The sequence below is a fragment of the Streptomyces sp. Q2 genome, assembly GCF_056820935.1.
The window spans coordinates 53,705-70,211 of record NZ_JBXEJE010000014.1; the positions used below are offsets into that span (position 1 = coordinate 53,705).

The window sequence follows — 16,507 nt, forward strand, 5'->3', positions numbered from 1 at the left end:
CCTTGACGGCGGCCCGCCGCGCGCCCACGCTAACCAGCCAACCGACTCGTAAGTGGCTCAGCCACTCGACCACTCGCCCGAAGAACCTCGATCCGCGCCGAAGTACCCCACGGCGCCCCCAAAGCGCCCCGAAGTACCCCCGCAACCACTCCGGGACCCAAAGACGGGAGCCCGTATGTCCCCCGAACTCATCTCGATCCTCGTCCTCGTCGTGGTGTTCGTCATCGCCACCACCCGTTCCGTCAACATGGGCGCGCTCGCCTTCGCCGCCGCCTTCGCGGTCGGCGAGCTCGTCGCCGACCTCGACGCGGACGGCATCTTCGCCGGTTTCCCCGGCGACCTGTTCGTCGTGCTCGTCGGCGTCACGTACCTCTTCGCCATCGCACGGGCCAACGGCACCACCGACTGGCTGGTCCACGCGTCGATCCGGCTCGTCCGGGGGCGCGTCGCGCTGATCCCCTGGGTGATGTTCTTCCTCACCGGCGCGCTCACCGCGATCGGCGCGGTCAGCCCGGCCGCGGTCGCCATCGTGGCGCCGATCGCGCTGAGCTTCGCCGCCCGCTACGGCATCAGTCCGCTGCTGATGGGCGCGATGGTGGTGCACGGCGCCCAGGGCGGCGGCTTCTCGCCGATCAGCATCTACGGCACGATCGTCAACGGCATCGTCGAGCGCGAGAAGCTGCCGGGCAACGAGATCGCCCTCTTCCTCGCCTCGCTGATCGCCAACCTGATCATCGCGGGGGTCGTCTTCGTCCTGTTCGGCGGGCTCAAGCTGTGGGCACGGGGAGCGGTCGCGCCGGACGCGGGCTCCGGCGAGGGCGACCTGCCAGACGGCGGTAGTGGCCCCCGTCCGTCCGCCAAGACCGGCGACGGCACCAGCCCTTCCGGCACCGCCACCGCCGTCGAGGCCCACCCCGACACCTCCGCCGGCCCGGGCGCCCCCGACGCCGGCCGCCTCAACCCCGCCCGGATCGCCACCCTCACCGCCCTGGTCGCGCTCGTCGTCGCCGTGCTCGCCTTCGACCTCGACGCCGGTCTGACCGCGATCACCCTCGCCGTCCTGCTGAGCGCCGCCTGGCCACAGGACAGCCGTACGGCGGTCGGGCAGATCGCCTGGTCGACGGTGCTGCTGATCTGCGGTGTCCTGACGTACGTCGGTGTCCTGGACGAGATGGGCACCATCACCTGGGCCGGCGAGGGCGTCAGCGGCATCGGCGTCCCGCTGCTGGCGGCCGTGCTGCTCTGCTACATCGGCGCGATCGTGTCCGCGTTCGCCTCCTCCGTGGGAATCATGGGCGCCCTGATCCCGCTCGCCGTGCCGTTCCTCGCGCAGGGCGAGATCGGGGCGGTCGGTATGGTCGCGGCGCTCGCGGTGTCGGCGACGGTGGTGGACGTGAGCCCGTTCTCGACGAACGGCGCGCTGGTGCTGGCCGCGGCGCCGGACGTGGACCGCGAGCGTTTCTTCAGGCAGTTGATGATCTACGGAGGGATCGTGGTGGCGGTGGTACCCGCGGTGGCGTGGCTGGTGATGGTCGTGCCGGGCTGGGGGTAGGACCGCAGACGGCAGCAGGCAACGACAGCGAACAGTTGAAGGAGTACGACGCGTGTCCTCTCTCTTCCCGGCCCTGACCGGCAGCCGGACCGACCGGCCCGCCCTGCGGTTCGGCGACCGGTCCCTGACCTACGGCGAGCTCGGCGCCGCCTGCGGCGCCCTCGCGGCGCGGATCGGCGGGGCGGGCCGGGTGGCCGTCTGGGCGACCCCGGCGCTGGAGACCGCCGTCGCGGTGGTGGCGGCGCTGGAGGCCGGTGTCGCCGCCGTGCCGCTCAACCCGAAGTCCGGGGAGAAGGAACTCGGGCACATCCTGGCGGACAGCGCCCCCTCGGTGGTATTGGCCGCTCCGGGAGACGAACTTCCGCCCCCACTGGCGGAGTTGGAGCGCATCGACGTCGACGTACGGGCCGGCGGATCCGCCCCCCGGCGCCGGGCGTCCGAGGACGACCCCGCCCTCGTCGTCTACACCTCCGGTACCACCGGCCCGCCCAAGGGTGCCGTCATCCCGCGCCGGGCGATCGCGTCCACCCTGGACGCGCTCGCCGACGCCTGGCAGTGGACCGGCGACGACGTGCTCGTGCACGGGCTGCCCCTGTTCCACGTCCACGGCCTGGTCCTGGGCATCCTCGGCCCGCTGCGACGCGGCGGATCGGTCCGCCACCTGGGCCGGTTCCGCACCGAGGGTGTGACGCGCGAGCTGACCTCCGGCGCGACCATGCTGTTCGGCGTCCCGACGATGTACCACCGCATCGCGGAGGCGCTCCCCGACGACCCCGCCCTGGCCGAGGCACTGGGCCGGGCGCGACTGCTCGTCTCCGGCTCCGCCGCGCTGCCGGTGCACGACCACGAGCGGATCACGGCCCTGACGGGGCAGCGCGTCATCGAGCGGTACGGCATGACGGAGACGCTGATGAACACGAGCGTGCGGGCGGACGGCGAGCCGCGCGCGGGCACGGTCGGCGTACCGCTGCCGGGAGTCGGGCTGCGGCTCGTGGAGGAGGACGGGACGCCGATCACCTCGTACGACGGCGAGAGCGTCGGCGAGATCCAGGTGCGCGGCCCGAACCTGTTCACCGAGTACCTCAACCGGCCGGACGCCACGGCCGCCGCGTTCACCGCCGACGGCTGGTTCCGCACCGGGGACATGGCCGTGCGCGATCCCGACGGTTACGTCCGTATCGTCGGCCGCAAGGCCACCGACCTGATCAAGAGCGGCGGTTACAAGATCGGGGCGGGGGAGATCGAGAACGCGCTGCTGGAGCATCCCGGGGTGCGGGAGGCCGCGGTCACCGGCGAGCCGGACGCCGACCTCGGCGAGCGGATCGTGGCGTGGATCGTGCCGGCGGATCCGGAATCGCCCCCGGCGGACGCCGAGTTGGCGGACCACGTGGCGAGCCGACTCGCCCCGCACAAGCGTCCCCGGGTGATCCACCACCTGGCCTCCCTCCCCCGCAACGACATGGGGAAGATCATGAAGCGGGCGCTGACCCGTGACTGACCGTCGGACCGCACGCGAGATCCTCGCCGCCGTCACCGACGACTTCACCGAGCTCCCCCACCCCGCCCGGGCCGCCAAGCCCGACGGCCCGCTCGCCTGGCAGGGCTACGACGCCTCGCGCGCCCGCGCCGCCGAACGCACCGGTGAGCAGGAGTCCGTCGTCTGCGGGACCGGGCACGTGGCGGGCACCCGGGCGGTGCTGATCGCGTTCGAGTTCGGGTTCCTGGGCGGCTCGCTCGGCGAGCGCACCGGCGACCGGCTGGAGGCGGCGTACACGTACGCCCGCGAACACCGGCTGCCGGTGGTGCCGTTGACGGCGACCGGCGGCAGCCGCATGCAGGAGGGCATGCTCGCACTCTCCCAACTCCAGCGCGTGGCCCGCCAGTCGGCGCTCACCCGGGAGGCGGGGCTGCCGCAGATCGCGGTCCTGCGGGACCCGACCACCGGCGGCGGCTGGGCCACCCTGGGCGCGGGCGCCGACGTCATCCTCGCGCTGCCCGGCGCGCAGGTCGGCTTCGCGGGCTCCCGGGTCCGGCCGCCGGACGCGGACCCGGCGGCGTACACGGCCGAGGCGCAGGTGGCGGCGGGCGCGGCCGACGCGGTCGTACGACCGGAGGACCTGCGCCCCGCGCTGGGCCGGTGGCTGGCGCTGCTGACGAGTCGGTCGACCGCCCCCGCCCCGGTCCCGCCGCCCCTCGGCGCGACGGACCTCCCGGCCACGGGCTGGGCCGCGGTCCAACGCGCCCGTTCCCCCCGACGCCCGCGCGCCGCACGCTACTTGGACGCCTACTTCACCCATCGGACGGCGATCAACGGCGACCGCTGCGGCGGCACCGACCCCGACGGCATGCTGTGCGGCTTCGGCGAGCACGAGGGCCGCACCGTCGCCTACGCCGCCCAGACCGGCACGGCGACCCGCCCCGCCGGCTACCGCACCGCCGCCCGCCTGATCCGCCTCGCGGACCGGCTCGGCATCCCGGTGCTCACCCTGGTGGACACCCCCGGCGCGGCCAACGACGCCGAGGCCGAACGGCAGGGCGCGGGCGCCGCGATCGCGGACCTGTTCGGCGCCGTGGCCAGCGCCCGTACGCCGGTCACCACGCTGCTGATCGGCGAGGGCGGCTCGGGCGGCGCCCTGGCCCTGGCGGCACCCGGCAACACCTGGGCCACGCCGGACAGCTACTTCTCGGTCATCGCACCCGAGCCGGCGGCGGCCATCCTGAAACGAACGCCGGCGGAGGCCGAGGCGACGGCGGACCAACTCCGCATCCGGCCTCAGGACTTGGCCGAACTGGGCCTGATCCGGCATGCGCCACGCGACCACTTCGAGGACCGTCCATAACAACAGAGCTGCTCGGTGCCGCCCGGGAGCAGTGAAAGAACACACGCCGGAACGGCGGGGGCGCCGCGGAGTTGAACGGTGCCATGGTGTCGGCCGGGGCCGTCGAGGAGCGGTCGGCGCCCGGCCGGTCTTCCGGTACCGTCCCCGCGGCCCACCTGTCGAGGGCCGCCCGCGAAGGGGTACCGGCTGCGAGATCACCGCCCGCGTCCCTCGCTCCGGTACTCGTTGCCGCCCGCTCCCTCTGACACAAACCCCCGTTCAGCGGCACCCCACCCGGCCCACCACAAGGCGCGCCCCCTCATCCGCCGCCGCACGATGCGTAGGAGGCCACCACCCGGCGGCCCACGGTCTGTGCTCTCGGGAGGACCTGCCATGACCGCCAGTCTGGAGCAGCTGCGCCGCTGTCACTTCGCCGTCGACCTGGGTGCGGCGAGGACGCGGGTGTACGTGAAGGGGGCCGGGCTGATCGTCGACCAGCCGTCCGCCGCCGCCGTGAACACCCGTACCGGCGCGCTGATCGCGGTCGGCGAGTTCGCGGAGAAGATGATGGGCCGTACGCCCGACTACATCCGTGTCGTCAGGCCCGTCTCCGGCGGCACGGTCGTCGACATCGAGATGGCCCAGCGCATGTTGCGGCACCTGCTCGGCGACAAGGTCCGCCGCGCCCTGCGCCGCAAGCCCCGGCTGCGGGCCGCGGCCTGCACCCCGCACGACGCCGACCCGCTGGCGCAGCGCGCCGCGATCGAGACGCTCGTCGGGCTCGGCGCCCGCCGCGTGGAGCTGGTCGACACGCTGATCGCCGCCGCGGTCGGCTGCGGACTGCCCGTCGAGCGGCCCGAGGCGACCATGATCATGGTGTGCGGGGCCGCGGCGACCCAGGTGGCCGTCCTCTCCCTCGGCTCGATCGTCGCCGCCGAACGCATCCCGGTGGGCGGCGAGGCCGTCGACCACGCGATCGTGCAGCACCTGCGCCACGAGCACGAGCTGATGCTGCCCAGCCAGTCGGTACGGCCGCTGCAACTGGCCCTCTCCGGCAACGGCCTCACCCCGCACGGCCCGGCCCGCACCGAGATCCACGGACGGGACGTGGCCACCGGCCTGGCCCGTTCCGTCCAGGTCGACACCGCCGCCGTACGGGACGCGATCGAGACCCCGCTGACCGCCGTGCTCGACGGCATCGGCCGGGTGCTGCGCAACTGCCCGCCCGACCTGGTCGCCGATCTCGCCGACCGCGGGATCATGATGGTCGGCGGGAGCGCCCTGCTGCCCGGCTTCGACCAGATGCTGCGGCACGCGACGGGCATGCCGGTGCACATCGCCGAACGGCCGGACGTGTGTGCCGCCCAGGGCCTCGGCTACATGCTGGAAGGAAAGATCGAGCCGCTGGTCCTGGACCCGCTGGCCACCTGAGCCGGTCCGCCGGCAGCGGTACGGCGGTGGCGTGGCCGTCACCAGTCAGCGAACGAACCAGCACCGCACCCGCGTGCCCTCCACACCCGTGTGCACGCGCACCAGGTCGGCGAGCAGGTTGACCATGAGCAGTCCCCGGCCGCCCCGCTGGTCGCGGGCGGCCGGCCTGCGGCCCGCCAGGGGGTCCATGAGGCGCCCCTTGTCGTGGACCTCGCAGATCACGTAGCGGTCGTCGGCCCACACCCGGAGCGTGCCCGAACCACCGCCGTGGACGACGCTGTTGGTGGTCAGCTCGGCGGTGACGAGCGCCAGGTCCTGCAGGCGGACGCCGGTCAGACCGAGCCGGGCGGCCAGGTCGGTGGCGATGTGCCGGGCCTGGGAGAGGGAGTCCGTGTCGTAGGTGAGGGCGGGCACGCCGGCGACGGGCGGCAGCGGTTCGTTGTAGCGGGCCACGACGTCCTCGGGGTCGTACGCCCCGCTGGCCTGTTCCGATGCCGCGCCCGCGTGGATGACGGTCGGGTGGGTGGCGTACGCGTCGGCGATGACCTTCGGGTCGAGGCGCCGGACGTCGTACGGACACAGGATGCTGACCGTGCGGCCCTGGAAGGCCGCGTTGATGAGCGCCTCGTGCTGGACGCAGGCGGGATACTCGGTCTCCGACCGGCCCGCCCAGATCGGCTCGCCGATGATCCGCACCCGTCGGCCGGGCGGCTGGGCGTCGGCGAAGGCGCGCAGCACGCCGGGGATGATCCGGCCGGGGTTGCGCCCGGCCTCCCGCATGTCCAGGAGCCGTACCGCGTCGGCGTCGGCGCCGAGGCCGTCCCGGATGAGCCGGAGGTTCTCGCCGGGCACGGCGACCGCGACGGGGTCGCCGGCGGCGAGGCCGTCACGCACGAAGGACACCGTGCCCGCGACGTACTCCTGCTCGTCGCCGTAGAAGAGGGCGGGGTGGACGAAGGGTTCGAAGAGTTCGGCCGCGGCACTCATGACATCGACACCTCGATCGCCGAAGGGTCGGGCCAGAACATCTCCAGCACGCGTCGCAGGGTGTGCGGCGGCTGATCCAGCACTATCCGCCGGCCGTCGCCCAGTTGCTGGGCGGCGGCAGCGAGCGCACCGGCTCCGGCCACGTCGACGAAGGTCACGGACGACAGCTCCAGGTAGTAGACATCCTCGTCCTCACGGACAGCCCGTTCCAGCACACTCCGCCACGCCGCGTGCGTCGCCAGGCCGACCTCGCCCGCCACGCGCAGCCCGCTGCGCCCGGCCAGGGGGGACACCGTCAGTTCCGGGGCCGCGGCCGCGGTTCCGGATGGTGTCAGGTACCAGATGTCCACGCCTTCTCCCCATTCTTCCCGGACGAAAGCGCCCATACCCAGGTCCCCACCTGACATTCCCGAGGACGGTGTGTAGTACGCCGTACGGCGGGCAGGCGCTCATTCAGCGCCGCCGGAGTCCACGGTACCGGCCCGGCGAGCGGGGGCACGCAACGTCATGAAACTGTCGGTGACCAGCAAGGCGGGGAGATGACCTCAGCGGCACACACACCTCTCGCGGGGCGGCTCAACGCCCTGGTGATCGAGAGTCGCGTGGACGCGGGCCGAGCGGTGCTCGTTCCGCGCGGGGACCTCATCCACGGATCCGCGGACATCCTGGCGAAGACGCTGGCGGAACTGCCGGACGGCATCAGCCGGTTGGAGCTGGACATGACCGCGGTGCTCTTCATGGACACGGCGGGGCTGGAGTTCCTGGAGACCCTCGGCGACTACGGCCGCCTGCGGGAGATACCGGTCGTGACCGTCAACTGGGACGGCCAGCCGCGCCGGATCCTGGAACTGGTCGGTCTGGACACCACGGACCCGCTGCACGCCTCGGACGGCGAATCCGCCCCCGAGCCCCACCACCCGGCCGCCCACTCGGCGGTGGCCATGGAACGCGCGGAACGGCTGAAGCAGCTCCAGGAGGAGGTCGACCAGCTTCGCCGGGCGATCGTCTCCCGGCCGGTGATCGACCAGGCGCGCGGCATCCTGATGGCCACCCACGCCTGCACCTCCGACGAGGCCTGGACCATCCTGCGCGAGGCCTCCCAGCTCTCCAACACCAAGCTCCGCACGGTCGCCGAGGTGGTCACCGCCAGCACCGGCACCGACGCCCCGCCGCCGCCGGAGGACGTACGCACGGCCCTGCGCACGGCCGTGACCCGGCACGGACGGTAGCGGGTTTGCGGTTTCGGCCAACTACGGCCTGCCGCCGGGCTCGCGCCCCCGGAACCGTCATGCGGCCTTGATCCGTTCCGCGGCCGGAGCATAGGTTCCCGCACATGACGAACCTTCGGATCGGCGTGATGTACGACCGCGACTGGGCCCCGGAGGGGCTGCCCGGGTTCGCACGGCAGGCCGAGGCGCTCGGTGTGGACGACCTGTGGGTGGTCGAGGACCTCGGCTGGAACGGCGGGGTGTCGGCGGCAGCCGTGGCGCTCGGCGCGACGGAGCGCCTGCGGGTGGGCATCGGCATCACACCGGCTCCGCTGCGCAGCCCGGCGTTGCTGGCGATGGAACTGGCGACGCTGGCCCGGGTGTTCCCGGGACGGCTCGTGGCCGGGATCGGCCACGGGGTGCGGGAGTGGATGGTGTCGGTCGGCGTCGCGCCGCGTTCACCGCTGGCCCTGCTGGAGGAGACGATCACCGCCGTACGCGCACTGCTGCGCGGGGAGAAAGTCGAGCTGGAGGGGCGGGAGGTGCGGCTGGACGGCGTCCAACTGGTGCACCCGCCCGCCGAACCGCCGCCGGTGGTCGCGGGCGTGGTCCGCCCCCGCTCGCTGGAGCTGTCCGGCCGGGTCGCGGATGGCACGCTGATCGCCGAGGGCCACGGCCCGCGGGACCTGGAGAACACCCGGGCGCTCACCACCAAGGGCGGAGCCGGGCCCGGCCACACCCTGACGGTGTTGTCCTTCTGCTGCGTGGGCGAGGACGCCGAGCAGGTGGCACAGACCCTGCACCCGCACACCGAGGGCCACGGCACCTGGCTCGGCCGCCCGCAGGAAGAGGTGTTCACCGTCTCCGGCAATCCCGCGCAGGCCGCCGAGCAACTCCACGAGCTGCGGACGGCCGGGGCGGACACCGTCGTCCTGCGCGTCATCGGCTCCGAGCCGCTCCGGCAACTGGAAGCCGTACTCAAGGCTTTCGGGCGCTGAAGGCTCGCCGGCGCGGAGGGTGCTGCGGGCTCTCCGCACGCCCTCTACGACAGCTCCGACAGCTCCGGCAGCGGTTGCGTCCAGTCCGGGTCCGCCCAGCGCCCGAGGTCGTCCGGGTCGGGAAGACCGCGGCGGTACGCCGGATCCTGTTGCCGCCGCAGGCGGACGCTCGCGTGGAACACCGCGTTCTCGGGCACGCCCCGGGGCCGCCTGCCCACGAGGAACCAGAGCGGGCCGTTGCGGTGCACGGGGGCGTCGGCGAACTCCTTGCTCAGCGCCGTCGCCTCGGCGTACGCGTCGCGCCGGAAGTCCAGGTCGTGGCGGACGCCGTCGACGATCCACTTGAGGGTGATGGTGGAGAGGAGCGGCTCGCCCTTCGCGTGGTCGAAGGTGCCGCCGACATCGGAGTGCACCCCGGCGAACCAGACCTCCTCCAGCGTGTCCCGGACCTGCTGCGGCCGGGGCTTGACGAGGTACTCGCGGTAGGGCCGGCGCCTCTCGTCGAGGGACACCGCGTGCCGGATGCGGGCGGCGTTGGGCAGGGAGCGGGTGTAGGGCCACCGCAGGTCGCCCAGGCGCAGGATGCCGGCCGCTTTCACGGTGTCCCACAGCCCCAGGTAGGTGACCGGCACGGCGTAACGCGAGACCTGCTTCGGGTCGTTGCGCTTGACCGTCTCCCACAGGGGGTCCGTGGTGGTGTGCCGGCAGAAGGCGTGCGAGAAGCGCGCGACCTCCTGCTGGCTTTGGACGATGTCGTGGTTGAAGGCGTACTTCGCCACGGCGTAGGGGACGAGGTTCTCCGTCCCGGGCCGCATCAGGCCCGGCTTGTTGAGCATCCCGACGAGCGCGCGGGCCGTGTAGGCGCCGCGGCTGAACCCGAAGACGTACACGCGGTCGCCCGGCTCCCAGTGCCGCATCAGGTACGTGTAGGCCTCGGCGAGGTTGGTTCTGAGCCCGGTCCCGAAGGCGAGGCCGCCGAGCCGGGAGAGCCGGTGGCCGAGAGGCCCGCGGGCGGTGGCCGACGACATGGTGCCGACGCCGGGGTCGTAGTAGAGGAGTTGGTCCGAGGGGGCGTCGGCCCTCAGCATCTCGTACAGCTTGACCACGTTCGTGGGGTTGCGGGCGCCGACCTGGTTGCCCGTTCCGTCGAGGCAGATGACGATCTTGCGTGGCATGACCGCTCCTCGCTAACCGACGCGCGGGGTGGACGCGCTGCGCGCCCCGGGGGGTATCTGCTGCTCGAACGCCGCCAGAGCGACAGGGCTGTCCGGCGGGGCGACCGCCATCATGCGGCGCCGCTGCGCCTCCGCCAGGGCGTCCCCGGCCGGTGTGCCGTGCCGGGCGTGGACGATGCGCACATGGCCGTCCCCGGAGCCCCGGCGGTCCACCGGTGCGACGCCCGCGTGGGTTCCGTCGGGCAGGGTGACCCACAGCTGGAAGTCGTCGAACTTGAAGAAGTCCGCGGACTTGGTCGGCCAGGGATAGTGGTGTTCGCCTGCCGCCTTGGGCAGCACGCCGGAGTGGTGGGGGTTGCTCATCGGCACGCACGCGTTGAAGAGCCCGTCGGTCCAGGCCTCGACGCCGTCGGCATCCGTGACAGGGGTGCTCAGGAGGGCGCGGGCGCGCTTGTAGCCGAGGGATTCCAGGGCCGGCAGCGTGAACGGGAAGGCGGCCACGAGGTCGGCGGCCTCCTGCCTGAGGCGCTCGACCTTCGCGGGGTCGGCGCAGAACTGCATGCTCCACTCGATGCCGACCCGGGCCCGGTACATGCGCCAGCCGCTGCCCGTCATGACCCAGAGGCTGCCGCCGTGGTGCATCTCCCAGGGGCCCGGCCCGTACGGCGGCTCGGCCTCGTCGGCGCTCAGCTCCTTGAGGATCTTCTTGGCCACCGTCTTGGCGGCCCGGAAGTGGCTGGACTCGGCGCGCTTGGGATGCTTGACGATGCGTATCTCCCAGGGGCGGGTCTCCCCATGGGTGTGGTCCACTTCGAGGACGGCACCCGCCCCCGGACCTGCGCCCCCCGGCGTTCTCACGGATCCGGCGTCTGCCATGGCCGGCCTCCTTCTGTCGGCGGCCCCGCACGCTACGCCGCGCTCGAGCGCCGCTGTCTCCATCGTGCAGCGGTCACCGGGCACCGTCGACTTCTGGCCGGCGGGGAGGTCAGGCCACGAGCCGGAGGACTTCGCCGAGGCCGCGGTCCCCGGCGCGCCGCCCGGCCGGGAGGTCGTGGCAGCCGACCTGTCGTTCGTCCGGCTCACCGGGTGGCCCGCGTGACGGAAGTGATCGAAGTACTGAACCCACGCCGAGGCTGGGTTAGCCTCGTCTCCTCGTTGACGAACTGGCGTACGGCGCACATCATTTCGGGGGTTCCGTGTCAGAAGATCGGCCGTTACCACCGCACACGGCGACGAGCGAGGCCTCCGCCCTGCGGCAGACCGGTGCCGCTCCGCTGAGCCCCGGCGATCCGGGCCAGGTCGGCCCCTATGTGCCGCTGGCACTGCTCGGCAGCGGCGGCATGGGCCGGGTCTATCTGGCCCGTCCCGTGGACGACAGCCCCGGCCTGGTCGCGGTGAAGGTGATCAGGCCGGAGTACGCGGAAGACGCCAGGTTCCGGCGCCGGTTCGAGCGTGAGGCACTGGTGCACGCCCGGCTGCGCACCCCGCACACCCCGAGACTGTGCGGCACGGGTTTCCGGGACGAGCTGCTGTGGATGGCCACCGAGTACCTCCCGGGGCTCGACCTGGCGGAGGCCGTACGCGAGGACGGCGCCCTGGAGACGGCCACGGTCTGGCGGCTGACGGCGCAGCTGGGGCAGGCGCTCGCCGACCTCGCCGCCGCGGGCATCGTGCACCGGGACCTGAAACCGTCCAACGTCCTGCTGACCGTGCGGGGCGCGCATGTGATCGACTTCGGCATCTCGAAGGCCGTGGACGCGAGCGCGATCACCGGCACGGGCAACCGGGTGGGAACTCCGGCCTACATGTCGCCGGAACACCTGAGGACCGGCCTCTCGGACACGGCCTCGGACGTGTTCTCGCTGGCCGGGACGCTGATCTACGCGGCGGCCGGGCGGGCTCCGTTCGGCGACGGCACGGGGGTCGACGTGATGCACCGGGTGGCGTTCGAGGAGCCGGACCCGAAGCTGCTCGGCGAGATCCTGACGGCGGACGCGGCGCTCGGCTCGCTGCTGTCCGCCTGCCTGGCCAAGGAGCCCGAGCGGCGGCCCACTCCCCAGGACCTCATCGACGCGGCCACGGCACACGCCGGGACGCCCGGCTGGGCCGAGCCGCTGGGCGCCAGGGTGCTGGCCCGGCAGCGGGCGTACGAAGTGCTGCAGCGCCTCCCGGCCGAACGCAGGGCGCGCCCACGGCCCCCGGACGAGCGGCACAAGGCCGCGCCGCCCGCGCCGCCCGCGCCGGAGAGCAGGCCCGCTCCCCCGGGTTTCGGACCTGCGGCCATGACGGCGGTTCCGTCCGCCGTCACCACCGTCACACCGCCGGAGCGGTCACATCCGACGGGATCCGGCACCCCGGCACGGCGAAAGCGGGTAACGGCCGCCGCCGTCATCGCCCTCTGCGCGGTGGCGGCCGGCGTCTTCGTGGTCACCCGCCAGGACACCCCCGCGACCGCGCACGGTCCGGGAGCCGGTACGACGGCCTCCGCCGGTTCGGTGCCCGGCGATGCCGCCGCCTCGCCGAGGCCCGGCGCCCCGGAAGGTGCCTCCGCCGAGGGTGCGCCGGGCAGGACCGCCGGCAGCGCCGCCGACACCGACGGGGACGCCTCGTCCCCTGCGGTCTCCGGCTCCCCCGACGCCGACACCGACCCGACGAACGATCCCGCCGCTCCCCCGGCCGAGCCCAGCGCCCCCGCCGACACCACCCCGTCCTCAGGCCCCGAATCCCCGGAACCGGCCACCCCGCCCTGGATCTCCGACTGCACCCACTACGCCGGCAGCGGACGCACGAGCCAGGGGGACAGCGGCAAGCGCGTGCTGCAGGTTCAGTGCATGCTGACGAAACGCGGTTACGGCGTGGGAGGAAGCGGCGTGGACGGCGAGTTCGGCTCCGAAACGGACGCCGCGGTGCGGAGCTTCCAGAGCGACGCGGCGCTGGACGTCGACGGCATCGTGGGCCACGACACCTGGGCCGCCCTCCGCAGCACGCAGTGAGTGGCCGGAGCGCAGGGGCCGGGGCGGGGGCCGGTCCGTCAGCCCTGGACCAGCTCCAGGACTCCGCCCGCCGGCAGCCGACTGTCCGACCCATCGGCCGTCGGCCTCCTCTTGTCGATCGCTTGCCAGGTGTGCAGATACTCGGCGAGCGATCCGACGTATCGCCTTGCGAACCCCTCTTCGAACCCAGCGGAGCTTTCCCTTGGCAGACCGCGCCGTACGCCGACGCCGTCAGGCTTTGTTCCTCCTGTTCTTTCTTCCAGGCATCGCCATCTCGTCCTGGGTCACGCGCACCCCGGACGTCCGCGACCAACTGGGCTTGTCGACCGGTCAGATGGGTCTGGTCCTGTTCGGTCTGTCCGTCGGTTCCATGATCGGCATCCTGTGTTCCGGCCGTCTCGTGTCCCGGTTCGGCACCCGGCCGGTCATCACGCTCGGCACTCTCCTGATCATCGCGGGCACGGCCGTCGTCGGTGTGGGCAGCGCCGTACGGTCGGCGCCCCTGGTCACCGCGGGACTGGCCCTGTTCGGCGCGGGCATGGGCGGGGGCGAGGTGGCGGTCAACGTGGACGGCGCCGACGTGGAGCGCATCACCGGGACCGCGGTGCTCCCCACACTGCACGGCTGCTTCAGCCTGGGCACGGTCGTCGGGGGTTCGGTCGGAATGGCCGCCACCGCCGTCGCGTTCCCCGTCCACTGGCATCTGGCCGTGGTCGCCCTGGTCGCCACGGGGATTCTGGTCCACGCCCTGCGTGCCGTTCCCGCCGGTGTCGGCATCAGCGCCGTGGCGTCGACGCCGGGGCCGGGAGCGGGGGCAGGGGCGGGGGCGGCGCAACGGTCCAAGCCGCAGGTGTGGAAGGACCGGAAGCTGCTGCTGATCGGTGCCATCGTGCTGGCCATGGCGCTGGCCGAGGGCGCCGCCAACGACTGGCTGCCGCTGCTCATGGTCGACGGCCACGGTCTCGACGCCGCGATGGGCTCGCTCGTCTTCGTGGGGTTCGCGGCGGCGATGACCCTGGGCCGTTTCAGCGGCCGGTTCTTCCTCGGTCGTTTCGGGCGGGCCGCCGTCGTGCGCGCCAGTGCCGTCTCCGGAGCCGTCGGGCTCCTCCTGGTCATCTTCTCCGACAACGCTGTCGTAGCGGCAACGGCCGTACTCTTCTGGGGACTCGGGGCCTCCCTCGGCTTCCCGGTGGCCCTGTCGGCGGCCGGCGACTCGGGCCCCGACCAGACCGCCCGCGTCTCGCTGGTCGCCGTCATCGGCTACGTCGCCTTCCTCGTGGGGCCGCCCACCCTCGGGTTCCTGGGCGACCACTACGGGCTGCGGTCGGCCATGGTGGTGGTTCTGGTGTTCGTCGCTTCCGCCATCCTCATCGCACCCGCCGCCGACACCCGTGACCGCACCTCCGCCGCGGTGGACGTGGCCCAGCGCACGCGACCGAGCACAGATCCCGCGGGACAGCCCCAAGGAGACCGCACTTGAGCGCGCGGAGATCATCGCCCACCGCGGTGGCTGCGTTCAGGCCGCGAGCCGGTCGAGCGCGTCGTCCAGCGTCGTCGCGGCCATGATGAGGGAGAGATGGGTGAAGGCCTGGGGGAAGTTGCCCAGTTGCTCTCCGCTGGGGCCGATCTCCTCGGCGAACAGGCCGACGTGGTTGGCGTACGTCTGCATCTTCTCGAAGGTGTAGCGGGCCTGCGGGAGGCGCCCCGCGCGGGCGAGGGCGTCGACGTAGAGGAACGTGCACAGGCTGAAGGTCCCTTCGGAGCCGCGCAGTCCGTCCGGGGAGGCCTCGGGGTCGTAGCGGTAGACGAGGCTGTCCGAGACGAGGACGCGGTCCATGGCGTCGAGGGTGTTGAGCCAGCCGGGGCTGCGGGGGGACAGGAATCCGACGCGGGGGGCGAGCAGCAGGGAGGCGTCCAGGACGTCGCCGCCGTAGTGCTGGACCAGGGCCTGTTCCTTCTCGTTCCAGCCGCGCTCCATGACCTGTTCGAGGATGGAGTCCCGGGCCCGGGTCCACAGCGCGGTGTCGGCCGGCCTGCTGAACTCGGCCGCCAGCTTGAGGCCGCGGTCGAAGGCGGCCCAGCACATCACCCGGCTGTAGGTGAAGTCCTTGCGTCCGCCCCGGGTCTCCCAGATGCCCTCGTCGGGCCGGTCCCAGGAGTCGGCGAGCCAGTCCAGGGTGGCGGCCAGGCCCTTCCAGCCGTGATAGCCCGTCTGTTCACCGACCTCGCGGCCCTCGGCCAGCGCGTAGAGGGCCTCGCCGTAGATGTCGAGCTGCAGTTGGTCGGAGGCGGCGTTGCCGGCCCGGACCGGAGAGGAGCCGCGGTAGCCCTCGAAGTGGTCCAGGATCTCCTCGGTCAGATGGGGGTCGCCGTCGACCCGGTACATGATCTGCAGGGGTTCGTCGTCCGGTCCCTCGCGGGCGCGCAGGCGGTCGCCGAGCCAGTGGGTGAAGCGGGTCGCCTCCTCCACGAAGCCGAGGTCGAGCAGGGCCCGCACCGACAGGGAACCGTCCCGCACCCAGGTGTACCGGTAGTCCCAGTTGCGCTCGCCGCCGATCTGCTCGGGCAGCCCCATGGTGGCGGCGGCGACCGGCGCGCCCGTGGGCGCGTAGGTGAGGAGTTTGAGGGTGATGGCCGAGCGGTGCACCATCTCCGTCCAGCGGCCGTGGTAGCGCGAGGTGCGTACCCAGCTCTGCCAGAAGTCGACGTTCTCCCAGAGCTCTTCGGTGGTCTTCTCGATGGTGGGCGGCGGTGGCGCCGGTCCACCCGGCGGGCACACGGTGAACACCATGACGGCCGTCTCTCCGGCATGGAGGGTGATCGTGCCGAGGACGTCCTGCCCGTCCCGTTCGAGGGGGATGCTGCCCTGCAGATACGCGGTCGTCCCCGGGGCCCGGAACGTCGCCGTGTCACGGTCCAGGTCGAGTTCGTGGGTGGCTCGCGCGTAGTCGAATCGCGGCCGGCACTCGAGGCGGAAGCGCACGGTGCCGCGCACCGCGCGCACGACACGCACCAGGCGGTGCCGGTCACTCGCCGCCGTCCCCGTGTGGACCGGCATGTGGTCCAGGATCTCGCCGACTCCGTCGGGTGACAGGTAGCGGGTCACCACGACGGCGGTGTCCGGGTAGTAGAGCTGCTTCCAGGTCCCCTCGGAGTGCTCGGGCGCGAGGAGGAAGTAGCCGCCGCCCTCGTGGTCGAGCAGGGCGGCGAAGACACTGGGCGAGTCGAACCGCGGTGCCGCGAACCAGTCGATCACGCCCTGGGACGACACGAGAGCGGCGGTCTGCAGGTCCCCGACGAGCCCGTGGTCGGCGATGGGCGGGTAGCGGTCCATGGCGGTCTCC

Annotated in this window: 14 protein-coding genes; 9 read left to right on the forward strand and 5 right to left on the reverse strand. The window is 72.8% G+C overall.

All coding sequences use genetic code 11. The annotated features are described in order from the left end of the window. The first annotated feature begins 175 nt into the window (after positions 1-175). From ACWBNA_RS17115 to ACWBNA_RS17130, 4 genes are all read left to right on the forward strand, one after another. Positions 176-1,552 (forward strand): SLC13 family permease, encoded by a 1,377-nt coding sequence (locus ACWBNA_RS17115; RefSeq protein ID WP_482705197.1) that lies wholly within the window; start codon positions 176-178, stop codon positions 1,550-1,552. A 52-nt stretch (positions 1,553-1,604) separates the two neighbouring features. Further along, positions 1,605-3,050 (forward strand): acyl-CoA synthetase, encoded by a 1,446-nt coding sequence (locus tag ACWBNA_RS17120; RefSeq protein WP_482705198.1) that lies wholly within the window; start codon positions 1,605-1,607, stop codon positions 3,048-3,050. After that, the gene (locus ACWBNA_RS17125; protein ID WP_482705199.1) at positions 3,043-4,392 is read left to right on the forward strand and encodes a carboxyl transferase domain-containing protein; all 1,350 of its coding nucleotides are present in this window, start codon (positions 3,043-3,045) and stop codon (positions 4,390-4,392) included. The genes ACWBNA_RS17120 and ACWBNA_RS17125 overlap by 8 nt, the downstream gene beginning before the upstream one ends. A gap of 372 nt (positions 4,393-4,764) precedes the next feature. Beyond that, positions 4,765-5,802 (forward strand): rod shape-determining protein, encoded by a 1,038-nt coding sequence (locus ACWBNA_RS17130; RefSeq protein WP_482705200.1) that lies wholly within the window; start codon positions 4,765-4,767, stop codon positions 5,800-5,802. A 45-nt stretch (positions 5,803-5,847) separates the two neighbouring features. Here ACWBNA_RS17130 and ACWBNA_RS17135 read toward each other — a convergent pair whose 3' ends face one another. Then, on the reverse strand, positions 5,848-6,789 hold the full coding sequence (locus ACWBNA_RS17135) for an anti-sigma factor RsbA family regulatory protein (RefSeq protein WP_482705201.1): 942 nt from the start codon (positions 6,787-6,789) through the stop codon (positions 5,848-5,850). Beyond that, a complete protein-coding gene (locus tag ACWBNA_RS17140) occupies positions 6,786-7,139 on the reverse strand; it encodes an STAS domain-containing protein (RefSeq protein ID WP_482705202.1) in 354 nt (117 codons plus the stop codon). The genes ACWBNA_RS17135 and ACWBNA_RS17140 overlap by 4 nt, the downstream gene beginning before the upstream one ends. Positions 7,140-7,328: 189 nt before the next feature. On the opposite strand from ACWBNA_RS17140, the gene ACWBNA_RS17145 reads away from it, so the two are divergent. Both ACWBNA_RS17145 and ACWBNA_RS17150 read left to right on the forward strand, forming a co-directional pair. Further along, positions 7,329-8,018 (forward strand): ANTAR domain-containing response regulator, encoded by a 690-nt coding sequence (locus ACWBNA_RS17145; protein WP_482705203.1) that lies wholly within the window; start codon positions 7,329-7,331, stop codon positions 8,016-8,018. 104 nt (positions 8,019-8,122) lie between these two features. Then, positions 8,123-8,995 (forward strand): LLM class flavin-dependent oxidoreductase, encoded by an 873-nt coding sequence (locus ACWBNA_RS17150; RefSeq protein WP_482705204.1) that lies wholly within the window; start codon positions 8,123-8,125, stop codon positions 8,993-8,995. Positions 8,996-9,039: 44 nt separating this feature from the next. On the opposite strand, the gene ACWBNA_RS17155 is transcribed toward ACWBNA_RS17150, so the two are convergent. Together ACWBNA_RS17155 and ACWBNA_RS17160 are read right to left on the reverse strand one after the other, a co-directional pair. Further along, a complete protein-coding gene (locus ACWBNA_RS17155) occupies positions 9,040-10,170 on the reverse strand; it encodes a DUF2235 domain-containing protein (protein ID WP_482705205.1) in 1,131 nt (376 codons plus the stop codon). Between the two features lie 12 nt (positions 10,171-10,182). Next, positions 10,183-11,046: a DUF6424 family protein gene (locus ACWBNA_RS17160; protein WP_482705207.1), complete on the reverse strand. Its 864-nt coding sequence runs from the start codon at positions 11,044-11,046 to the stop codon at positions 10,183-10,185. On the opposite strand from ACWBNA_RS17160, the gene ACWBNA_RS17165 reads away from it, so the two are divergent. The 3 genes from ACWBNA_RS17165 to ACWBNA_RS17175 all read left to right on the forward strand — a co-directional run bounded on the left by ACWBNA_RS17165 (position 11,045) and on the right by ACWBNA_RS17175 (position 14,643). Next, on the forward strand, positions 11,045-11,269 hold the full coding sequence (locus tag ACWBNA_RS17165) for a hypothetical protein (RefSeq protein WP_482705208.1): 225 nt from the start codon (positions 11,045-11,047) through the stop codon (positions 11,267-11,269). The genes ACWBNA_RS17160 and ACWBNA_RS17165 overlap by 2 nt on opposite strands. 97 nt (positions 11,270-11,366) lie before the next feature. Continuing rightward, the gene (locus ACWBNA_RS17170; protein WP_482705210.1) at positions 11,367-13,163 is read left to right on the forward strand and encodes a protein kinase domain-containing protein; all 1,797 of its coding nucleotides are present in this window, start codon (positions 11,367-11,369) and stop codon (positions 13,161-13,163) included. Positions 13,164-13,365: 202 nt separating this feature from the next. Continuing rightward, entirely contained in the window at positions 13,366-14,643 is a 1,278-nt protein-coding gene (locus ACWBNA_RS17175; protein WP_482705211.1) for an MFS transporter, read from the forward strand. Between the two features lie 36 nt (positions 14,644-14,679). On the opposite strand, the gene ACWBNA_RS17180 is transcribed toward ACWBNA_RS17175, so the two are convergent. After that, complete coding sequence (locus ACWBNA_RS17180; protein WP_482705212.1) at positions 14,680-16,497, reverse strand: glycoside hydrolase family 15 protein; 1,818 nt, start codon at positions 16,495-16,497, stop codon at positions 14,680-14,682. Positions 16,498-16,507 lie beyond the last annotated feature (10 nt).

Coding starts and splice junctions, on each gene's coding strand:
- ACWBNA_RS17115 (WP_482705197.1), top strand. CDS start 176: ATGTCCCCCGAACTCATCTCGATCCTCGTCCTCGTCGTGGTGTTCGTC.
- ACWBNA_RS17130 (WP_482705200.1), top strand. CDS start 4,765: ATGACCGCCAGTCTGGAGCAGCTGCGCCGCTGTCACTTCGCCGTCGAC.
- ACWBNA_RS17135 (WP_482705201.1), bottom strand. CDS start 6,789: ATGAGTGCCGCGGCCGAACTCTTCGAACCCTTCGTCCACCCCGCCCTC.
- ACWBNA_RS17145 (WP_482705203.1), top strand. CDS start 7,329: ATGACCTCAGCGGCACACACACCTCTCGCGGGGCGGCTCAACGCCCTG.
- ACWBNA_RS17150 (WP_482705204.1), top strand. CDS start 8,123: ATGACGAACCTTCGGATCGGCGTGATGTACGACCGCGACTGGGCCCCG.
- ACWBNA_RS17155 (WP_482705205.1), bottom strand. CDS start 10,170: ATGCCACGCAAGATCGTCATCTGCCTCGACGGAACGGGCAACCAGGTC.
- ACWBNA_RS17165 (WP_482705208.1), top strand. CDS start 11,045: ATGGCCGGCCTCCTTCTGTCGGCGGCCCCGCACGCTACGCCGCGCTCG.
- ACWBNA_RS17160 (WP_482705207.1), bottom strand. CDS start 11,046: ATGGCAGACGCCGGATCCGTGAGAACGCCGGGGGGCGCAGGTCCGGGG.
- ACWBNA_RS17180 (WP_482705212.1), bottom strand. CDS start 16,497: ATGGACCGCTACCCGCCCATCGCCGACCACGGGCTCGTCGGGGACCTG.